This is a genomic window from Nonomuraea sp. NPDC049624 (assembly GCF_040675255.1).
Lineage (GTDB): Bacteria > Actinomycetota > Actinomycetes > Streptosporangiales > Streptosporangiaceae > Nonomuraea.
In genome coordinates this window covers 86,128-103,993 of record NZ_JBFAOR010000009.1, presented here as the reverse complement: position 1 = coordinate 103,993, position 17,866 = coordinate 86,128, and the positions used below count along the sequence as shown (strand labels likewise).

The window sequence follows — 17,866 nt, the reverse complement described above, 5'->3', positions numbered from 1 at the left end:
GCCGCCCTCACCTTGCCGGTTAGAGCGCGCGCTAAGTCAAGGCGTCGGACTCGGATCTGGCCCGCGAATGTTCCAGGAAGTTGAACGTCATCACCACGAGCACCAGGCAGGCCACGGACAGCAGCGCCGGCGCCTGCAGCGAGATCGGGATGATCGCCAGGATGGCCACCGGCATGGCGAGCTGCGGCCCCGACCACTTGCCGAAGATGTGCCAGCGGGCGTAGCAGAACGTCGCGAAGTACAGGGCGCAGCCGCCGAACAGCAGCGCGGTCACGGGGGCGGCGAAGACCTGGCCCGGATGGGAGACGACCTCGGCCATGCCCACCGCCATCGCCATGATCGACCCGATGAAGGCCAGGTGGCCGTAGGAGAAGACGCGCCGGATCAGGTCGGTGCGGATCACGGCCTCGTCCAGGGCCTTGGGCAGCGACTCGGCGGCGAAGATGAAGTACACCCACCACAGCGCGCAGGCCAGCACGAACGTCGCGGCGACCGCGCCGATCGAGCCCACCGCGAGCGGGCGCGACGACGACGCCTGCGCGCCGATGGCCAGGATCGGCTCGCCCATCGCGATGATCAGCAACAGGCCGAACCGCTCGGGTAAGTGATGGGGGTGGAAGTTGACCCGCACCAGGTGGCTGCGGGTCAGCACCGGCGCGGCCAGGTCGATGGCGGCGGCCGCGGCCCAGACCCACACCCGGGCGCCGCTGTCCAGCAGGCCCCCGGCCAGCAGCAGCGGCCCGGTCACGCACACCGAGAGCGTGAACGGGTTGACCAGCTCGAACGGCCGGCCGCGGAAGTACAGGGCGGCCAGCAGCGAGCGCTGGGCGAAGTAGGCGGCGCCGAACATCAGCCCGCGCTCCTCGTAGGCCAGGGGGGTGGCCAGCGCCATGAACAGGCCGCACAGGCTGAGCGCCAGGATGCCCAGCCGGTCGGGGGTGTTGTTGACGTCGCGGGTGTTGGCGTGCACCGCCATGCCCACCCAGGCCCAGTACGTCGGCACCAGCACGACGACGGCCTGCCCCACGCTGCCCCAGCCGTGGCCGTGGTGGAGCAGGTCGGACAGCTGGGTGACGGCGAACACGAAGACCAGGTCGAAGAAGAGCTCGACCCAGGTGACTTGCTTGTCTGCTTTCGGCTTCATCGAGCGGTGTGACTCCTCGTACGTCGTGCGGGTGCTCACGCGGGCAGCAGCGCGGGCTCGGCGCCGGCGGCCAGCCGCCAGCGCACGTCGAAGGCGTAGGCGGCCGAGGCCAGCGTGACGTGGTGGTGCCAGCCGTGGAAGGAACGGCCCTCGTAGTCGAACAGCCCGAAGCCCCCGGCCAGCTCGCCGATGGCGTGGGCGGCCCGCCAGCGGGACTTGGCCAGCGCGACCAGCTCCTGCGCCGGCACGGACATGTTGGTCAGCCAGAACGCGCGCGGCCGCGGCCGGCCGAGCGGCCACTCCACCAGCAGCCTGCGCGAACGCGCCTGGTCGTCGGAGACCGGCAGGAGGACGAACTGCGAACGCAGCGACCGCCCCCGCGGCCCCTCCCACCAGGCCACCGTGCGCCGCTCCATCCCGGCCGCGGCCTGCGCCGCCTCGGCCAGCGCGACGCGGGCCCGCGGGCCGCCCCCGCGCACCACGCTCATCGAGGCCCGGACCCGGTGGCGGGCGTCGACCTCGACGACGTAGTCGAGGCCGCGGTCCTCCAGGCCGCGCAGCAGGTCGGCGACGCCCCGGACGTGCGTGAGGTCGGCCACCAGCGGCGCGACGGGCGTGCCCCAGTCGAGCGTCAGGTCGTCGACCAGGTCGATCACGTGCTCGCCGAAGGGCCGGTGCCGCTCATGGTCGGGCACGTGCGCGCGGGCCCGCCGGTCGTGGTCGGCCTCCCACGACTGCGGCAGGCACAGCCGCCAGTTGACCGGCACGGCCGCCTCGCCGGAGCTCATCAGCACGGCCGCGCCCACCTGGCAGTTGACCGTGCGGCCGAGGCCGCGCACGTACTGGCGCTCGACGCCCGCCGACCAGCGGCCGTGCTTGGCGAAGGCCACCTCCTCCACCAGCCAGGCGGCCGGGGGCGCGCCGGCCGCCAGCACGTCGGCGACGGTGCGGCGGACCGGGCGCGGGTCCCAGCGGCTCTGGTTGACGAACTGCTGCAGCGACTGGCCGTTGTGCGGGCCGCCCACCTCGTCGGCGATGCGCTGGATGGACTTGCGCCCGCCCGCGTGCAGCAGCCCCAGCACGTACGACTCCGCCGCGCTACGCTGGTCGGAGCGCGGCAGCGAACCGAATATCGTACCGAAGAATTCTGCGAACTCTTCCCGCTCGTTCACCGCGAGTTCTCTCATGACCGCCCCTCACCTGCATTAGAGAAGATCCGTAATGGCGAACGCGGTCAGGATCGCAGTTAAGTTTTGGTTCGCACAAGAGAGTAACACCAAGGTGGCAGCGGAGCTGTCCGGGAGTATTAAAGGGAGTACTCCCGGAGGCAGCTGCCGGGTGCTCATGGATAACCCGGTATTACATCACACGCGGCGTCAGTCAGGTGTGCGGGTAATGGACTTGCCGCCCGATGAGTCTGGAGTGCACTCTTGCATCCGCCGGAATCATGTGATCATATGATGCGGGGATCTGCGCCGGTGACTGAGTAAGGCGACACACACTACGGGGGATGACCAGTGCAGTGCAACATCCAGCCCACGGTTGTGATAGCCGAGCGGATCGAGGCCCATAAGGCTGCGATCTTGGCACAGCTGTGCGGCGAAATTGAAGAATCAACTTCCGGGGCCGCTCCGGGCGAGTGCGCGGAGTTGGCGGAGGAGCTCCTCGACCTGATGGTGGCCCGGCTCAAGGCCAGTACGGACCGTTCTTCAGGAGCCCTGGCCGGACCGGTGGACGGCGACCGCGGCGACGCCCGGGAATGGCGGCGAATTTCCCGCGACCTGCACGACCGGGTGGGCCACGAGATCAGCGTGGCGAGCCGGCAGCTGGAGCTCGCCGAAATCGGTCACGCACGTGGTACGGACGGTTTCCCGGTGCATGTGAAGGAGGCGAAGGCCGCCCTGCTGCGAGCCCACCAGGAAATCCGGGACGTCATATCCGACCTGCGCGTTCACGCCCATTGGCCGGGAATGGAGCAAGCGCTCGTGCGGCTCATGACAACCATTGTGGACCCCCGGCTGGAGCATCGAATCACCCTTATCGGCGATGTCGAGGGCCTGCCTCCGGGCATTCGGGACGAGTTATTCCTGATATTACGCGAAGCCATTACCAACAGCATCTCCCACGCGGGCGCCGACCTGCTCGAAGTGTGCGTCAAGATTGTGCACGACCGGATCACAGCAATTGTGCGGGACAATGGCCGGGGTTTCTCGGGGTGGCGCGCGAAACATGGGAACGGCCTGACCTCCATGCGTGAGCGCGGGGTCGCTCTGGGCGGCCTGGTGACCATAGAGAGCACCCCCGGGAAGGGCACCGAGGTCGTCTTCCGTGCCCCTGTCCGGGCTGTCCGGGACGAGCGGCCGAAGGAAACATCGGATGCAAAGAGAAGGCAGCATTGACGTCCTCATCGCCGACGATCACACGATCCTGCGGGAGACGCTCAAGCAGACGCTGGAGCTCGAACCCGACCTTCGTGTCGTCGCCACCGCGGGGGACGCGCGCGCGGCGGTGAAGTCGGCCGAGGCGCTGCGGCCGGACGTCGTGGTGCTCGACGTGGAGATGCCCGGCGACGGCGTCGTGCGCACCACCACCCACATCCACCGGGTCTCGCCCCGGTCCCGCGTCATCGTGCTGAGCATGTACGACGACCCGGTGCTGGTGCAGGAGCTCATCGCCCAGGGCGTGCGCGGCTACCTGCTCAAGAGCGTCGGCCGGGAGGAACTGGTGCAGGCCATCCGCGGCGTCTGCGCGGACGCCGAGCGCGTGGTGCTGTCGGTGTCGCGGGAGAGCCTGATGATGTCCGGCCGGCCGCGCACGGGCAAGCTGTCCGAGCGGGAGCTGAGCGTGCTGTCCCTGGCCGCCCAGGGGCTCAGCAACGCCCAGATCGCCACCCGGCTGATGATCGCCGAAGGCACGGTCAAGCGTCACCTGCGCAACATCTTCACCAAGCTCGACGCCACCTCCCGCCTCGACGCGGTGAACAAGGCCATGGCCGCCTCACTGCTGACGCCCTGACGCCCCCTCCGCCATGGCCGCCTCACTGCCGGCGCTCCGGCGCCTCCTCTCCGGGGACCAGCCAGAGCGTCGCCAGCGGCGGCAGCAGCACCTCGGCGACCGCACCCCCCTCCGGGCACGTGACCGAGCCCAGGTTGCCGAGGTTCCCGCCGCCGTAACAGGCGGCGTCGGTGTTGAGCACCTCGTGCCAGCGCCCGCCGGAGGGAAGCGCCAACCGGTGCCCGTGCCGCGGCACCGGTGACAGGTTGCTCACGCACACCAGCGGCGCCCCCCACCGGTCCCAGCGCACGAAGGAGTAGACGCTGGAACCGGCGTCGTCGGCGTCGATCCAGGTGAAGCCGCCGGGGGAGCAGTCCAGCCGCCACAGCGCGGGGGTGGCGGCGTAGCGCCGGTTGAGGTCCCTGACCAGGTCGCGCACGCCCTTGTGCCGCGGGTCGCGCAGCAGCGCCCAGTCCAGCTCGCGGTCGTGGGACCACTCGCTGCGCTGCGCGAACTCCTGGCCCATGAACAGCAGCTTCTTGCCCGGATGCGCCCACATGAAGGCCAGGTACGCGCGCAGGTTCGCCAGCCGCTGCCACTCGTCGCCCGGCATCTTCCCGGCCAGCGAGCCCTTGCCGTGCACCAGCTCGTCGTGACTGAGTGGCAGCACGAAGTCCTCCGCGTACGCGTACGTCAGCCCGAACGTCAGCGCGTGATGGTGGTACGGCCGGTGCACCGGGTCGCGCCGCATGTAGCCGAGCGTGTCGTGCATCCAGCCCATGTTCCACTTGAAGTCGAACCCCAGCCCGCCGGCGGACGTCGGCCGGGTCACCCCCTCCCACGCCGTGGACTCCTCGGCGATCGTCAGCACCCCGGGACAGCGCCGGTGGACGGTGTCGTTCAGCTCGCGCAGGAACGCGATCGCCTCCAGGTGCTCCCTGCCGCCGTGCGCGTTGGGCCGCCAGGCGCCGTCCGGGCGGGAGTAGTCCAGGTAGAGCATCGAGGCGACGGCGTCCACGCGCAGGGCGTCGACGTGGAACTCCGCGCACCAGTACAGGGCGTTGGCGATGAGGAAGTTGCGCACCTGCGGGCGGCCCAGGTCGAAGGTGAGCGTGCCCCAGTCGGGATGCTCGCCGCGCAGCGGGTCGGGGTGCTCGTACAGGGGGCCGCCGTCGAAGCGGGCCAGCGCCCAGTCGTCGCGCGGGAAGTGCGCGGGCACCCAGTCGAGTATCACCCCGATCCCGGCCAGGTGCAGCGCCTCGACCAGGGCGCGGAAGTCGTCCGGGGTGCCGTAGCGGGAGCTCGGCGCGTAGTAGGAGGAGATCTGGTAGCCCCACGAGCCGCCGAAGGGGTGCTCGGCCACCGGCATGAGCTCCACGTGGGTGAAGCCCATGCCGCGCAGGTATCCGGGCAGCTGCTCGGCCAGGTCGCGGTAGGTCAGGCCGCGCCGCCAGGAGCCCAGGTGCAGCTCGTACACGCTCATGGGCGCCTCGCGGGCCGGGCCGTCGCCGCGGGCCGCCAGCCACGCGCCGTCGCGCCAGCGGTGCCGCGAGGTGAACACCACCGACGCGGTGCGCGGCGGGTGCTCGGCCGCCAGGGCCAGCGGGTCGGCCTTGCGCCGGGTACGCCCGTCCGCGCCGGTGATCTCGTACATGTACCGGCAGCCGTCGCCGGCCCCGGGCACGAACAGCTCCCACAGGCCGCCGCCGGGCGCCCGGCGCAGCGCGTGCCCGGCGCCGTCCCAGCCGTTGAGGTCGCCCACCAGCCGCACCTCGCGCGCGCCCGGCGCCCACACGGCGAACGAGACGCCCGCCACGCCGCCCACGGTCCGGGTGCGCCCGCCCAGCGCCCGCCACAGCTCCTCGTGCCTGCCCTCGCCGATGAGGTGCAGGTCCAGCTCGCCCAGCACGGACGGGCCCCCGCCGGTCAGGACGTCCGTCACCGCTCCACCGCCAGGATGTGCGCCGGCTGCCTGGACGGGTCCAGCCGCACGAAGTTGCGCGCCCCCCACTGGTAGACCTCGCCGGTCAGCTCGTCGCGCACCCGGAAGGACGGCCCGAGGTCGGGCAGGTCCAGCGTCACCGTGGCCTGCCGCACGTGGTGCGGGTCGAGGTTGACCACGACGATCACGGTGTCCTCGCCCGCCTGCTTGGCGAAGCAGAGCACGGCGTCGTCGTCGGCGTGCTGGAAACGCAGGTTGCGCAGCAGGCGCAGGGCCGGATGGCGGCGGCGGACCCGGTTCAGCGCGGCCAGGAAGGGCGCCAGCGTGCCGCCGGCCGACCAGTCGCGCGGCCGGTACTGGTACTTCTCCGAGTCCTTGTACTCCTCGCTGCCCGGCGCGGCCGGCTCGTGCTCGCACAGCTCGAATCCGGCGTACACGCCCCAGGTGGGGGAGGCCGTCGCGGCCAGCGCGGCCCGCACCCGGAACGCGGCGGGACCGCCCTCCTGCAGGTAGGCGTGCAGGATGTCCGGCGTGTTGACGAACAGGTTCGGCCGCATGTACGCCGCCGCCTCCCCGGCCAGCTCGCCCAGGTAGCTCTCCAGCTCCGGCTTGGCGTTGCGCCAGGTGAAGTAGGTGTAGGACTGCTGGAAGCCGACCGCGGCCAGCGTGTGCATGATCGCCGGACGGGTGAACGCCTCGGCCAGGAAGACGACGTCCGGGTCGGTGCGGTTGATCTCGGCGATCAGGCGTTCCCAGAAGAACACCGGCTTGGTGTGCGGGTTGTCCACCCGGAAGATCCGCACCCCGTGGCCCATCCAGTGCCGCAGCACCCGCAGCGACTCGGCCAGGATGCCGCCGGGGTCGGCGTCGAAGGAGATCGGGTAGATGTCCTGGTACTTCTTGGGCGGGTTCTCGGCGTAGGCGATGCTGCCGTCGGGCCGGTGCTCGAACCACCGCGGGTGCTCCCGTACCCACGGGTGGTCGGGCGAGCACTGCAACGCGAAGTCCAGCGCCACCTCCAGGCCCAGCTCGGCGGCCCTGGCCACGAAGAAGTCGAAGTCGTCGATCGTGCCCAGGTCGGGGTGGACGGCGTCGTGGCCGCCCGCCGCCGAGCCGATCGCCCACGGCGAGCCGGGGTCGTGCGGCCCGGCGATCGGCGAGTTGCCCGGCCCCTTGCGGTTGGTGCGGCCGATCGGGTGGATCGGCGGCAGGTAGACCACGTCGAAGCCCATCGCCGCGACGGCGGGCAGCCGCTCGGCCGCGGTCCGGAAGGTGCCCGAGCGCGGCGGGTGACAGCCCGTGGGGTCCACCACGGCGCCCTCGGAGCGGGGGAAGAACTCGTACCAGGCCCCGTACAGCGCCCGTTCGCGCTCCACCAGCAGCGGCAGCTCCTCCCCGGCCGTCACGTGGTCGCGCAGCGGCCGGCGGGCCAGCGTCCGCAGCACCGGCTCGGCCAGCGCGATCGCCAGCCGCGCCTCGGGGTCCAGCTCGCCGTCGCGCAGCGTCGCGGCGGCCACGCGCAGCAGCCGGGCGTCGGCGGGCGGCACCTCGGGCTGGGCGGCGGCCCTGGTCAGCAGCCGGGCGCCGGCCTCCATCGTGACGGCCACGTCGATCGCGGCGGGGATCTTCACCTCGGCCACGTGCAGCCAGGTCGCCACCGGGTCGCTCCACGCCTCCACCCGGAACGTCCACTCGCCCTCCCGGTGGGCCGACACCTCGGCCGCGTACCGGTCGGAGCCCTCCGACACGGCCGCCATCGGGATCCAGGCGGCCTGCTTGCCGTCGGGGTCGGTGAGCACGACGTTCGCGCCCACCACGCCGTGCCCCTCCCGGAACAGCGTCGCCGACACCTCGAACGGCTCGCCCGGCACCGCGCGCGCGGGGCGGCACCCGCCCGCCACGACGGGCCGGACCCCCACGATGGGCACGCGGCCCGCGGCGATCTCGGAGATCTCGGTCAACACCAGCGTCTCAGTCATGTCTCACGCGTCCTGCAGGTCGGCGATGGTCTCGAACGAGGTGCCGGCGGCGGCCTCGCAGTGCGCCGGCACGGTCAGCCCCGGGTACACCGTCACCCCGGACAGCCGCACGCCGGCCTGAACCGTCACTCCGTTGCCCAGCGCGCTGTAGCCGCTCAGCACGGTCACGCAGTCCACGAACGACTCGACCCTGGCCATCGTCCCCACGTGCGTGTCGGTGAGCCGCGCCCAGGGGCCGATGATCGCGCCGTCCAGGCAGGCCACCCGCTGCAGCCGGCACCCGGTGTGCAGGTCGACGCCGTCGCCGATCGCGGAGTCGGAGACGACCACGCCGGGGCCGATCTCGACGTCCCGGCCGATGTGCACGTTCGGCCCGATCCTGACCAGGCCCGCGCTGATCTTCTCGGCCAGCGTCATGCCCGACGTCGCGTCCCGCTGGCGCAGCGAGGACTCGTGGATGCGCACGTTGCCCGGGTAGGCCCGCAGCATGCCCTTGAGCACGTGCGGGTAGCCGCCGCTCAGCGCGTCGGTCAGCGTGCCGAGATAGTCGCGCAGGTTGCCCAGGTCGCCCAGCTTGGCGATGGGCGCGATGCCGACCCGGTGCCCGGCCTCCACCAGCCACGGGAGCAGGTCGTGCCCCCAGTCGAGCCGGTGGCGGGCCAGCTCGGCCAGCGACGGCTCCCCGGCCAGTTTCCGCAGCCGCCCGCAGTCGACCAGGTAGAGCCCGGCGTTGACGGGCACCCGGGCCGGGTCGGCGGCCAGGGCGTGCACCTCGGCCAGCGGTGGTTTCTCCACGAAACGCCGGATCTGCCCGGAGGCGTCCGTGACCATCGTGCCGTACTTGCCCGCGACCTCCTCGGCCGGCCGCTCGACCACGGCCACGGTGACCACCGCGTCGCTGTCGCGGTGGCGGCGGACCAGCTCGTCCAGGTCGAACTCGAACAGCGAGTCGGTCGGGAACACCAGCGCCAGGCCGTCGAGCTGCCAGTAGTCCAGGCTGCTCAGCGTCGCCTCGCCGGAACCGGTGTTGGTCCAGTCCATCCGGGGCCGTGAGTAGCGCACGCGCACGCCCAGTCCCTCGCCGTGGCCGAGCACGTCCTTGGCCTGGTAGCGGTTCTCCCGGCCGTTGGCGATCAGGTAGAAGTCGCTGACCCCCTGGTCGCGCAGGGCCATGATCTGCCATTCGATGACCGGCCGTCCGGCGAAGCAGACCGTGGCCTTGCTCCGCAGGTGGCCGGGGGCCTCCAGGGTGAGCGGCCGGGCCCTGAGACCCTGTCCGCCCGCCAATGCGATTCCGGCGATCTCGTTCATTGTCCGTACTTCCCCGTGGGTGTCCTACGTAGAGCGATCATGGTGATGTCGTCGAACTGCTCGGCGGACCCGATGTGCGCGCTGATCTCCCGTTCGAGCCTGTCCAGCAGGTCCTCCGCGCCGGCGGCGGGCTGCGAGACGAGGGTCAGCATGAGCTCCTCGCTGAAGAAGCGGCCGGATTCGTCCCTGGCCTCGGGCACGCCGTCGGTGTAGGCGAACAGCAGGTCCCCCTGGTCCAGGTGGGCCCTGCCGACCTCGAAGACGGAGTCGGGCACCAGCCCCAGCGCCGGCCCGGTGGGACGCAGCAGGGTGTGGCCGCCGCCCGCGTGGCGGATGATGGGCGGGTTGTGCCCGCAGTTGATGTAGACCAGCGCGCCGGTGACCGGGTCGAGCACGCCGAAGAACAGCGTGGCGAAGTAGCCCTGGCGCAGGTGGTTGGCGGTCAGGTAGTCGTTGGTCGCGATCACCGCGCGCAGCAGCGGCGTGGTGTCGTCCTGGACGGCGGCGGCCGGGCCGGTCTCCACGTGGGCGGCCGTGTGCCGCAGCAGGGTCCTGATCAGGGCCATGAACAGGGCGGCGCCGACGCCCTTGTCGCACACGTCGGCCACCACCAGCCCGATCCGCGAGCCGCCCAGCAGCTCCAGGGCGTCGTAGAAGTCCCCCGCGACCTCCCTGGCCGGCTGGAACCGGACGGTCAGCTGCCAGCCGGCGCGGGCGGGCAGCGCGTCGGGCAGGAATCCCGCCTGGATCTCCCGCCCGATCTGCAGCTCGCGCTCGTACTTCAGCAGCGCCTCACCCTCGGCGCCCGGGAAGCGGCCGAACACCTGGCCCGCCCGCAGCCTGCGGTGCAGCAGCTCCGGCACGAACGGCGGGACGATGTAGTCCAGCCCGGCCAGCACGTGCGGTGCGAGCTGACGCAGGTCGCCGTCGGTGAACGCGACCACGACGGGCGGCCGCGCGCCGGCCTGGACGACCCGCGTCACCTCGCGCACGACCTCCACGTCGAGGCTCGCGTTCACCAGCAGCAGACCGGTGGGCGGAGGCGCCTCGGCCAGCAGTTGCTCGGGGGTGCGCCTGGCCACGGGAGCGCCGTCGGCGGCCAGCAGCAGGCACAGCTCTTCCGCTGCTGGTGATGGGCCACTGACGACGAGGGTCACCTCCGCATCCATCGGCACCTCCTAGACGCGGTTCATGATGATGGTCGTCTGGTTACGACCCGAGCTGTACTCGTAGCGGACCTGGTCGGCGACCGTACGGGCCAGGTAGACGCCCAGCCCGCCCGGCCGGCGCTCGCCCAGCGGCCGGTCCAGGTCGGGAACGGCCTCGTAGGCGGTCGGGTCGAACGGCGGCGCCGAGTCGGTCAGGCGCAGCCACACCCGGCCCGGCTCCACCCCGCCCGTCACCTCCAGCTCGCCCGGCCGGTCGCGGTGGCCGTGGGTGATGATGTTGACGATCAGCTCCTCGGCGGCCAGCCGCAGCCAGTGGGCGCGCGTGCGGGTCAGCCCGCCGAGCGCGCTCAGCGTCTGCACGTAGGCCATCAGCTCCTCCAGCGACTCGGGCTCGGCGGGCAGCCTGAGCCGCTCCATCGCCTGCCTACTCGGGGATCGCATCGCTGAAGTCCACGCTGTGGTGGAAACCGACCAGCCGGATGGTCTGCTCGATGGCGTCGTTGGCGCCGACCAGCACGATGCGCACGTCGTCGGCCAGCTTCTGCCGGGCGAACACCAGCCCGCGCAGCCCCGCCGAGGACATGTAGCTGAGCTGCGACATCTCCAGCACCAGCAGCTCGGCCGCGGCCTCGGCCGCGCGCTCCACCTCCCTCCTGAAGGTCTCGGCGGTCAGGGCGTCCAGCTCGCCCTCCAGCGTGATCAGTGCGGTGCTGCCGTCGTGGGTCAGGATCGCGTTGAACGACATGGGATCTCCTCCATGGGATTTCACGGATGGGCGCGGCCGACCAGCGCGACCGCGGCCCGCGGGCCGACGACGATCCGCCGCTGGTCGGCCAGCGGCGGCTCCTGGCCCGGTGAGTGGACGTCGCCGGGGGCGGCGGCCGCGGTGTCGGCGAACAGGTGCCACACCGCGCCGCCCGGCAGCGCGGGCAGCTCCAGCTCCCGCGCCTGCCAGTGGGTGTTGGCGGCCAGGTACAGGTGCTCCTCGCCGCCGCCGGCCGCCGGGCCGCTGCGCAGCATCGCCACCAGCGTGCTGTCCGGCGACCAGTCCGGCTCGCCGGCCCGCTCGCCGTGCCAGGACACCTGCGGCAGGCCGCCGGCGCCCTCGTCGCCGCACGGGTGGCGGCGGTCGCGCACCATCGGGTGCGCGGCGCGGAAGGCGACGCACTCGCGCACGAACCGCAGCAGGTCGCCGTTGCGCTCGGTCAGGCCCCAGTCGAACCACGACAGCGGGCCGTCGTGGCAGTAGGCGTTGTTGTTGCCCTGCTGGGTGCGGCCGACCTCGTCGCCGGCCAGGATCATCGGGATGCCCTGGCTGAGCAGCAGCAACAGCAGCGCGTTCCTGGCCTGCCGCCCGCGCAGCGCCAGCACCTCGGCGTCCTGGGTGGGGCCCTCGGCGCCGCAGTTCCAGCTCTGGTTGTCGTCGTTGCCGTCGCGGTTGTCCTCGCCGTTGGCCTCGTTGTGCTTGCCGTTGTAGGCGAACAGGTCCGCCAGCGTGAAGCCGTCGTGGCAGGTGACGAAGTTGACCGAGGCGAGCGTGCCGCGGGAGGCGTACAGGTCGGGCGAGCCGACCAGCCGGGTGGCCAGCTCGCCGGCCGAGCCGGGGTCGGCCTTCAGGAAGCGGCGCAGCGCGTCGCGGTAGCGGCCGTTCCACTCCGACCAGCGCTGGTAGCCAGGGAAGGAGCCCACCTGGTACAGGCCGCCGGCGTCCCACGCCTCGGCGATCAGCAGGCAGTCGCGCAGCAGCGGGTCGTGGGCCAGCGTCTCGATCAGCGGCGGGTTGGCCAGCGGCGCGCCGTCCTGGCCGCGGTCCAGGATCGCGGCCAGGTCGAAGCGGAAGCCGTCGATGTGGTACTCGCCGGCCCAGTAGCGCAGGCAGTCGAGCACGTAGTCGCGCACCACCGGGTGGTTGCAGTTGAAGGTGTTCCCGGTGCCGCTGAAGTTGTAGTAGTAGCCCTCCGGCGTGAGCATGTAGTAGGTGGCGTTGTCCAGGCCGCGGAAGTGGATGGTCGGGCCGTTCTCGTTGCCCTCGGCCGTGTGGTTGAAGACCACGTCCAGCACCACCGCGATCCCGGCCCGGTGCAGCTCCTTGACCAGGTTCTTGAACTCGTCGGACTGCATGCCGTACCGGCCGGTGGCCGCGTAGCCGGCCTTGGGCGCGAAGAAGCCGAGCGTCGAGTAGCCCCAGTAGTTGTACAGGCGCTCACCGGTGACCGGGTTGACGCGGCTCATGTCGAACTCGTCGAACTCGAAGACCGGCATCAGCTCCACGCAGTTGACGCCGAGCGCCTTCAGGTAGGGGATCTTCTCGATCAGCCCCGCGTACGTGCCCGGCGCCGACACCCCCGAGGACGGGTCCGCCGTGAAGCCGCGCACGTGCAGCTCGTAGACGACCAGGTCCTCCGGCGCGACGCGCAGCGGCCGGTCCTCCTCCCAGTCGAAGTCGTCGGAGACCAGCACCGACCGGTAGGGGTAGGGGTCGTCCCAGTCCACCTCGGCGCCCCACACGTCCCGGCCGGACATGACCCTGGCGTACGGGTCGGCCAGGATCCTGGCCGGGTCGAACCGGTCGCCGGGGGCCGGCGTCTCCGGGCCGGTGACGCGGTAGCCGTACTCGACGCCCTCGTGGTCCAGGCCGAACACGGTCATGGCCCACACGCCGCCGATCCGGTACTCGCCGGGGAAGGGCAGCTCGGCGAACGGCTCCCGCTCGCCGCGCCGGAACAGCACCAGCGAGACCGCGCTCGCGCCGCTGGAGTAGACCGAGAAGTTCACCCCGCCGGGCACCAGCGTGGCGCCGAACGGCATCGGATGGCCCGCCCGCACCCCGAACCCGGCCAGCTCGGCCGTCGGGAAGGAGTCGATCCGGCCCGGCACGCCCTGCGTCTCCACACTCATGTGGCCTCCTCCCTCGGCTCGGCGACCCGGACGATCTCCAGCGCGTCCGCCACGCAGTCGGCGACGACGAAGAAGCGCAGGAACCCGGTCGCCGCCATCACCCCGCGCAGCTCGGCCGACAGGCCCACCAGGGCGATGAAGCTGTCCATGGTCCGCGCCCGCCGGTAGACCAGCAGCATCGTGCGCAGGCCCGCGCTGGACAGGTAGCTGACGCCGGTCAGGTCGAGCAGCACCGGGCGGCTGTCCGGCAGCAGCGACAGGATGCGCTCCTGCGCGGCCGGGGCCGACCTGCTGTCGAGCTGGCCGGTGAGCCCGATCACGGTGACCGGGCCGACGGTGTCCGTCGTGATCTCCATAGCCGGCACGCTCACTCCTGCACCGGGGTCAGCGTCACCTTGACGCGCAGCGCCTCGGCCGAGACCGGCAGCTCCACGGTCATCGCCACCGGGTCCAGCACCTCGTACGGCTTGCCGTCCACCTCGGCCTCGGTGAGCAGCACCCGTCCGGCCGGCAGCAGGTCGGGCGCGACGCGCAGGATGCGCTCGGCGTCCGGGCCCGGCTTGAAGTGCAGGGTGAGCGGCTGCCGCGTGACCAGCAGCCGCGTGTAGACGGTCGCCAGATAGCACAGCTCGGAGGAGTGGTACATGCTCATCGAGTGGCTGCCCTTGAACCGCTCGGTCCCGAGCAGGTACGGCAGGCCGTTGGCCAGCACGTTGAAGTAGACCGCGCCCTCGTCGTGGTCCAGGAAGAAGGCGTTGTAGAAGCCCGCCGCCTGGCGCGCCTGCTCCAGGTGGTCCTCGCCGCCCAGCTCGCCGGCGACGATCAGGTACGCCAGGATCGCCTGCTCCTGCTGCCACCACGCCTTGCGGTCGTGCCAGGCGAAGCGGTGCCACCGCTGGCCCTCGGCCCGGTGCCGCTCGACGACGTCGTACCAGCCGCCGCGCTGCTGGTCGCTGCCGACCGCCGGCATGGTGCGGGCCAGGTGCTCGGCCAGGTCCCGGTAGGCGTCCTTGGGGCGGGCGCCGTGCATGCGCATGAGGTTCCAGGCGATCTTCAGGTTGTGCCCGACGACCGCGCGGTCCTGCTGCCAGCCGTGCGTCAGGTCGTGGCTCCAGTCGTCGTGGAACCGCTCGTTGACGAACGGGCTCGACGGCTCGGGGAAGTGCTCGACGATCGTGTCGAAGGTGCGCTCCAGCATCTCCAGGTGGCGCTCGTCGCCGGTGGCCAGGTAGTAGTTGATCAGGTAGGCCGGGGCGTGGTCGCCGATGGAGTTCCAGTTCTTGCGCGACTGGTTCGGCCCGAGCGAGTCGTGGTGCGGGCTGAGCAGGATCGGGTCGACGTGCGAGTAGTAGCCGCCGCGCCGGTGGTCGCGGAAGAACTTCTCGAACAGCCGCAGCGTGGCGTCGACGTCGGAGGCGATGCGCTTGTCGCCGGTGACCCGGTAGGTCTGCGTCGGGCCGGCCAGGGCGTAGATCTGCTCGTACATCGGGATGGCGTCGTAGTCGTCGCCGAACTCCGAGGTGAACAGCTTCTTCTCGTGCTCGCCGTCCACCTTGATGCCGTGGTACCAGTACACGACGTCGTTCTCGGGGTCCACGAAGCGCATGTGCTCGCGCAGGTAGCGGGTGCCGCGCTCGGCGACCTCCAGGTAGGCGTCGTCGCCGGTCAGCAGGTACGCCGAGGCCATGCCGTACACCAGGCGCGAGATCGTGTCGGTCTCCTGCACGTGGCTGGCGGTCTTGTCGCCGCCCAGGCGCAGGATCGTCCGGTAGTCGCGGAAGTCGACCGGCCCCTGCCCGAACTGGGCGCGGCGGTAGAACGCGGCGATCTCGTCGAGCTGGTTGATCCACCAGTCGGGCTGCTCGAACCGGTACTCGCCGGAGCCGCGGCCCAGGAAGATCAGCCGCTTGGCCGAGAAGACCGGCTCCCCGCCCTCGGGGTAGAAGATCCCGTAGACGAACAGGTGGCGGCCCGGCGTCAGCATGTCGCGCACGTGGTCGCCCGCGTCCACGTACGGCTCGCCCAGGTTGCGCAGCAGCTCGGCCGAGACCTCGCCGTCCAGGCGCACCTCGACCGTACGGCCGTCGATGGTCGCCAGCCGGAAGGAGCCGGAGCCGGCGTCGAACCGTTCGACCCGCCCGGCCACGGTGTCCATGAAGGTGAAGTTCATCGTTGCTCCTACAGCGTCTCGGCGAGCTGGCCGATGATGGTGTGGGCGAACAGATGGCAGTGGTACACGCTGCGCCCGGTGATGAGGTTGCCGTCGATGACCACGTCCTGGTCCACGTACTCGGCGCCCATGTTGCGCACGTCGCCCACGAGGTTGTTGTGCGCGACGACCTTGCGCCCGCGCATCGTCTCGGGGGCGGCGGCCATCAGCCACAGGCCGTGGCAGATCACGCCCGTGATGATCGACGGCTCCTCCAGCGCCCGCCGCACGAACGCGGTGGCCGGCGCCAGCCGGTTGACGTCGTCGGTGTAGCGCAGCCGGTCCGAGACGATCCCCGAGGGCACGATCACCGCGGCGTAGGAGCGCAGCTCACGGTCGCTGATGCCCTCGAACCCACGGTCCACGGTGAACGGCACCCGCCACTCGTGACCGGTGAAGGTGATCGACTGCTGCCCCCACAGGCGGGTCATGAAGTGCACCTCGGCGCCGGCCTCGGCGAAGCGCCGCTCGTAGTAGAAGATCTCCGGCTCGACGTAGTCGCTCTCCATCAGGACAGCGATCTTGCGGCCGTTCAGCGCCGCGCCGGCCCGTGGCTCGATGCCGCTCACAATGGCCTCCCCGGTTCGGTGACGAGGTCGATGAGGAAGGGGCCGTCGTGGCCGAGCAGCCGCTCGACGGCCTCCTCGATCTGGTCGGCCTTCTCCACCCGCAGCCCGTCCACGCCGCAGCCCCTGGCCAGGTCGGTGAACTGGAGGTCGGGATAGGAGAGGTCGAACGAGCGAGGAAAACGGTGACCGGGGATGCCCCGGCCGCGCCAGTACTCCTCGATGTTGTTGTCCAGCAGCCGGTAGCTGTGGTTGTTGCAGATCACGAACTTGGCGGCGATGTCGTACCGCACGGCGGTGGCCAGCGCCTGGAAGGTGTACATGCTGCCGCCGTCGCCGGTGAAGCCGATCACCGTGCGGTCCGGACGGGCGAGCTTGGCGCCGATCGCCCCCGGGATGCCCACGCCGAGCGAGCCGCCGCGGGTCAGGAACCAGCTGCCCGGCCCGCGCGGCGGGAAGTAGGAGCCGATCACGCCGGACGCGGTCAGCCCCTCGTCGAAGACGATCACGTCCTCGGGGGCCCGCGCCGCCAGCTCGCGCATGAACGCGTTGAGTATCGAGTCCTCGGCCGGCGCCGGGCCGACCCGCTGCTGCTGCGCCGCCGTCCGCCGGGCCAGCCGGGCCGCCGCCGCCCGCTGGTCGGCCTTGCTCAGCGTGCCCTCCAGCTCCGCCGACAGCGCCGCCAGCGTGAGCCGGGGGTCGGCCACCAGGCCCAGCGTGACCGGGTGGTTCTTGGCGATCTCGTACGAGTCCAGGTCGACGTGCACGATCCGCGCGTCCTTGCCGAACGGGCTGCTCAGCGACGGGAACACCTCGGGGAACAGGTACGTGCCCACCACCAGCACGGCGTCGGCGTCCTTGACCGCGTCCGCGCTGACCTGGCCGAACATGTGGCCGAGCTGGCCGCGGAAGAGCGGGTGCCGGCCGTCCATGTTCGCCTCGGAGAACTCCACGCCCCACACGTCCGCGCCGAGCTGCTCGGCCACCCGGGTCAGCTCCGCCTGCGCGCCGGAGACCGACACGCCGTCGCCGGCCAGGATGATCGGGGACCGGGCGCCGGACAGCAGCCCGGCGGCCCGGCGGACCAGCTCGGGGGCGGGCAGCGCGGCCGAGTGCGGCACCACCGACGGCTGGACCGGCTCGTGGTTGGGCTGGTCCAGCACGTCGAGCGGGAGCGCCACGAACACCGGGCCGCGCGGCGGCGTCATCGCCATCTTGACCGCCCGGCGCAGCACCCGCAGCACCGAGCCCGGGTCGATCACGCGCATGGCGTGCTTGGTGACGGGCCGGGCCATGGCCACGAGATCGGCGGCCATCTGGGCGTCCATCGCGTCGTAGCTGACCCCGGCCTCACCGGCGACGACCACCAGCGGGGAGTGCCCCCGCTTGGCCTGGTACAGCATGCCGATCGCGTTGCCCAGCCCCACGCCGCTGTGGAGCTGCAGCAGCGCGGGGCCGCCCGTGGCGCGGGCGTAGCCGTCGGCGATGCCGGCCGCCACCGTCTCCTGCAGGGTGAGGATGTAGTGGAAGTCCTCGAAGCCCTCCAGCGCGTCCAGGAAGCCCTGCTCGACCGTCCCCGGGTTGCCGAACATGTACGTGATGCCGTCGCTGAGGAACTGCTCGATGATCGCGGTGTTGCCGTCCCTGGCCATGG

The 17,866-nt window shown here is 71.5% G+C and carries 15 protein-coding genes; 2 read left to right on the top strand and 13 right to left on the bottom strand.

What is annotated here, in order from left to right:
- Positions 1-31: 31 nt before the first annotated feature.
- Positions 32-1,144 carry a low temperature requirement protein A gene (locus tag AB0J76_RS34365; protein ID WP_352329475.1) on the bottom strand — a complete coding sequence of 371 codons (1,113 nt, stop codon included), beginning with the start codon at positions 1,142-1,144 and terminating at the stop codon, positions 32-34.
- 35 nt (positions 1,145-1,179) lie between these two features.
- Positions 1,180-2,331 (bottom strand): IS701 family transposase, encoded by a 1,152-nt coding sequence (locus AB0J76_RS34360; RefSeq protein ID WP_352329473.1) that lies wholly within the window; start codon positions 2,329-2,331, stop codon positions 1,180-1,182.
- Between the two features lie 330 nt (positions 2,332-2,661).
- Between AB0J76_RS34360 and AB0J76_RS34355 the strand changes: the two genes are divergently transcribed.
- On the top strand, positions 2,662-3,543 hold the full coding sequence (locus tag AB0J76_RS34355; protein WP_352329472.1) for a histidine kinase: 882 nt from the start codon (positions 2,662-2,664) through the stop codon (positions 3,541-3,543).
- The gene (locus tag AB0J76_RS34350) at positions 3,521-4,159 is read left to right on the top strand and encodes a response regulator transcription factor (protein ID WP_352329471.1); all 639 of its coding nucleotides are present in this window, start codon (positions 3,521-3,523) and stop codon (positions 4,157-4,159) included. Before AB0J76_RS34355 ends, AB0J76_RS34350 begins: the two co-directional genes overlap by 23 nt.
- A 22-nt stretch (positions 4,160-4,181) precedes the next feature.
- Here AB0J76_RS34350 and glgB read toward each other — a convergent pair whose 3' ends face one another.
- The 11 genes from glgB to AB0J76_RS34295 are packed head-to-tail and all read right to left on the bottom strand — an operon-like array spanning position 4,182 to position 17,864.
- Positions 4,182-6,080, bottom strand: a complete 1,899-nt coding sequence (gene glgB, locus AB0J76_RS34345) for a 1,4-alpha-glucan branching protein GlgB (RefSeq protein ID WP_364391835.1) — start codon at positions 6,078-6,080, stop codon at positions 4,182-4,184.
- Positions 6,077-8,059, bottom strand: coding sequence for an alpha-1,4-glucan--maltose-1-phosphate maltosyltransferase (locus tag AB0J76_RS34340; RefSeq protein ID WP_352329008.1), 1,983 nt, complete (start codon positions 8,057-8,059; stop codon positions 6,077-6,079). The genes glgB and AB0J76_RS34340 overlap by 4 nt, the downstream gene beginning before the upstream one ends.
- 3 nt (positions 8,060-8,062) lie before the next feature.
- Positions 8,063-9,370: an NDP-sugar synthase gene (locus AB0J76_RS34335; RefSeq protein WP_352329007.1), complete on the bottom strand. Its 1,308-nt coding sequence runs from the start codon at positions 9,368-9,370 to the stop codon at positions 8,063-8,065.
- Positions 9,367-10,539, bottom strand: coding sequence for a PP2C family protein-serine/threonine phosphatase (locus AB0J76_RS34330; protein ID WP_352329005.1), 1,173 nt, complete (start codon positions 10,537-10,539; stop codon positions 9,367-9,369). Before AB0J76_RS34330 ends, AB0J76_RS34335 begins: the two co-directional genes overlap by 4 nt.
- Positions 10,540-10,548: 9 nt before the next feature.
- Positions 10,549-10,980 (bottom strand): ATP-binding protein, encoded by a 432-nt coding sequence (locus AB0J76_RS34325; RefSeq protein WP_352329003.1) that lies wholly within the window; start codon positions 10,978-10,980, stop codon positions 10,549-10,551.
- A complete protein-coding gene (locus tag AB0J76_RS34320; RefSeq protein WP_352329001.1) occupies positions 10,964-11,284 on the bottom strand; it encodes an anti-sigma factor antagonist in 321 nt (106 codons plus the stop codon). The genes AB0J76_RS34325 and AB0J76_RS34320 overlap by 17 nt, the downstream gene beginning before the upstream one ends.
- A gap of 20 nt (positions 11,285-11,304) precedes the next feature.
- A complete protein-coding gene (glgX, locus tag AB0J76_RS34315; protein ID WP_364391828.1) occupies positions 11,305-13,437 on the bottom strand; it encodes a glycogen debranching protein GlgX in 2,133 nt (710 codons plus the stop codon).
- A complete protein-coding gene (locus tag AB0J76_RS34310) occupies positions 13,434-13,793 on the bottom strand; it encodes an STAS domain-containing protein (RefSeq protein WP_352327037.1) in 360 nt (119 codons plus the stop codon). Before AB0J76_RS34310 ends, glgX begins: the two co-directional genes overlap by 4 nt.
- Positions 13,794-13,804: 11 nt before the next feature.
- Positions 13,805-15,607: an AGE family epimerase/isomerase gene (locus AB0J76_RS34305; protein ID WP_352327036.1), complete on the bottom strand. Its 1,803-nt coding sequence runs from the start codon at positions 15,605-15,607 to the stop codon at positions 13,805-13,807.
- An 8-nt stretch (positions 15,608-15,615) separates the two neighbouring features.
- Positions 15,616-16,215, bottom strand: a complete 600-nt coding sequence (locus AB0J76_RS34300) for a DJ-1/PfpI family protein (protein ID WP_352327035.1) — start codon at positions 16,213-16,215, stop codon at positions 15,616-15,618.
- Complete coding sequence (locus AB0J76_RS34295) at positions 16,212-17,864, bottom strand: thiamine pyrophosphate-binding protein (protein ID WP_352327034.1); 1,653 nt, start codon at positions 17,862-17,864, stop codon at positions 16,212-16,214. Before AB0J76_RS34295 ends, AB0J76_RS34300 begins: the two co-directional genes overlap by 4 nt.
- Positions 17,865-17,866: the final 2 nt, after the last annotated feature.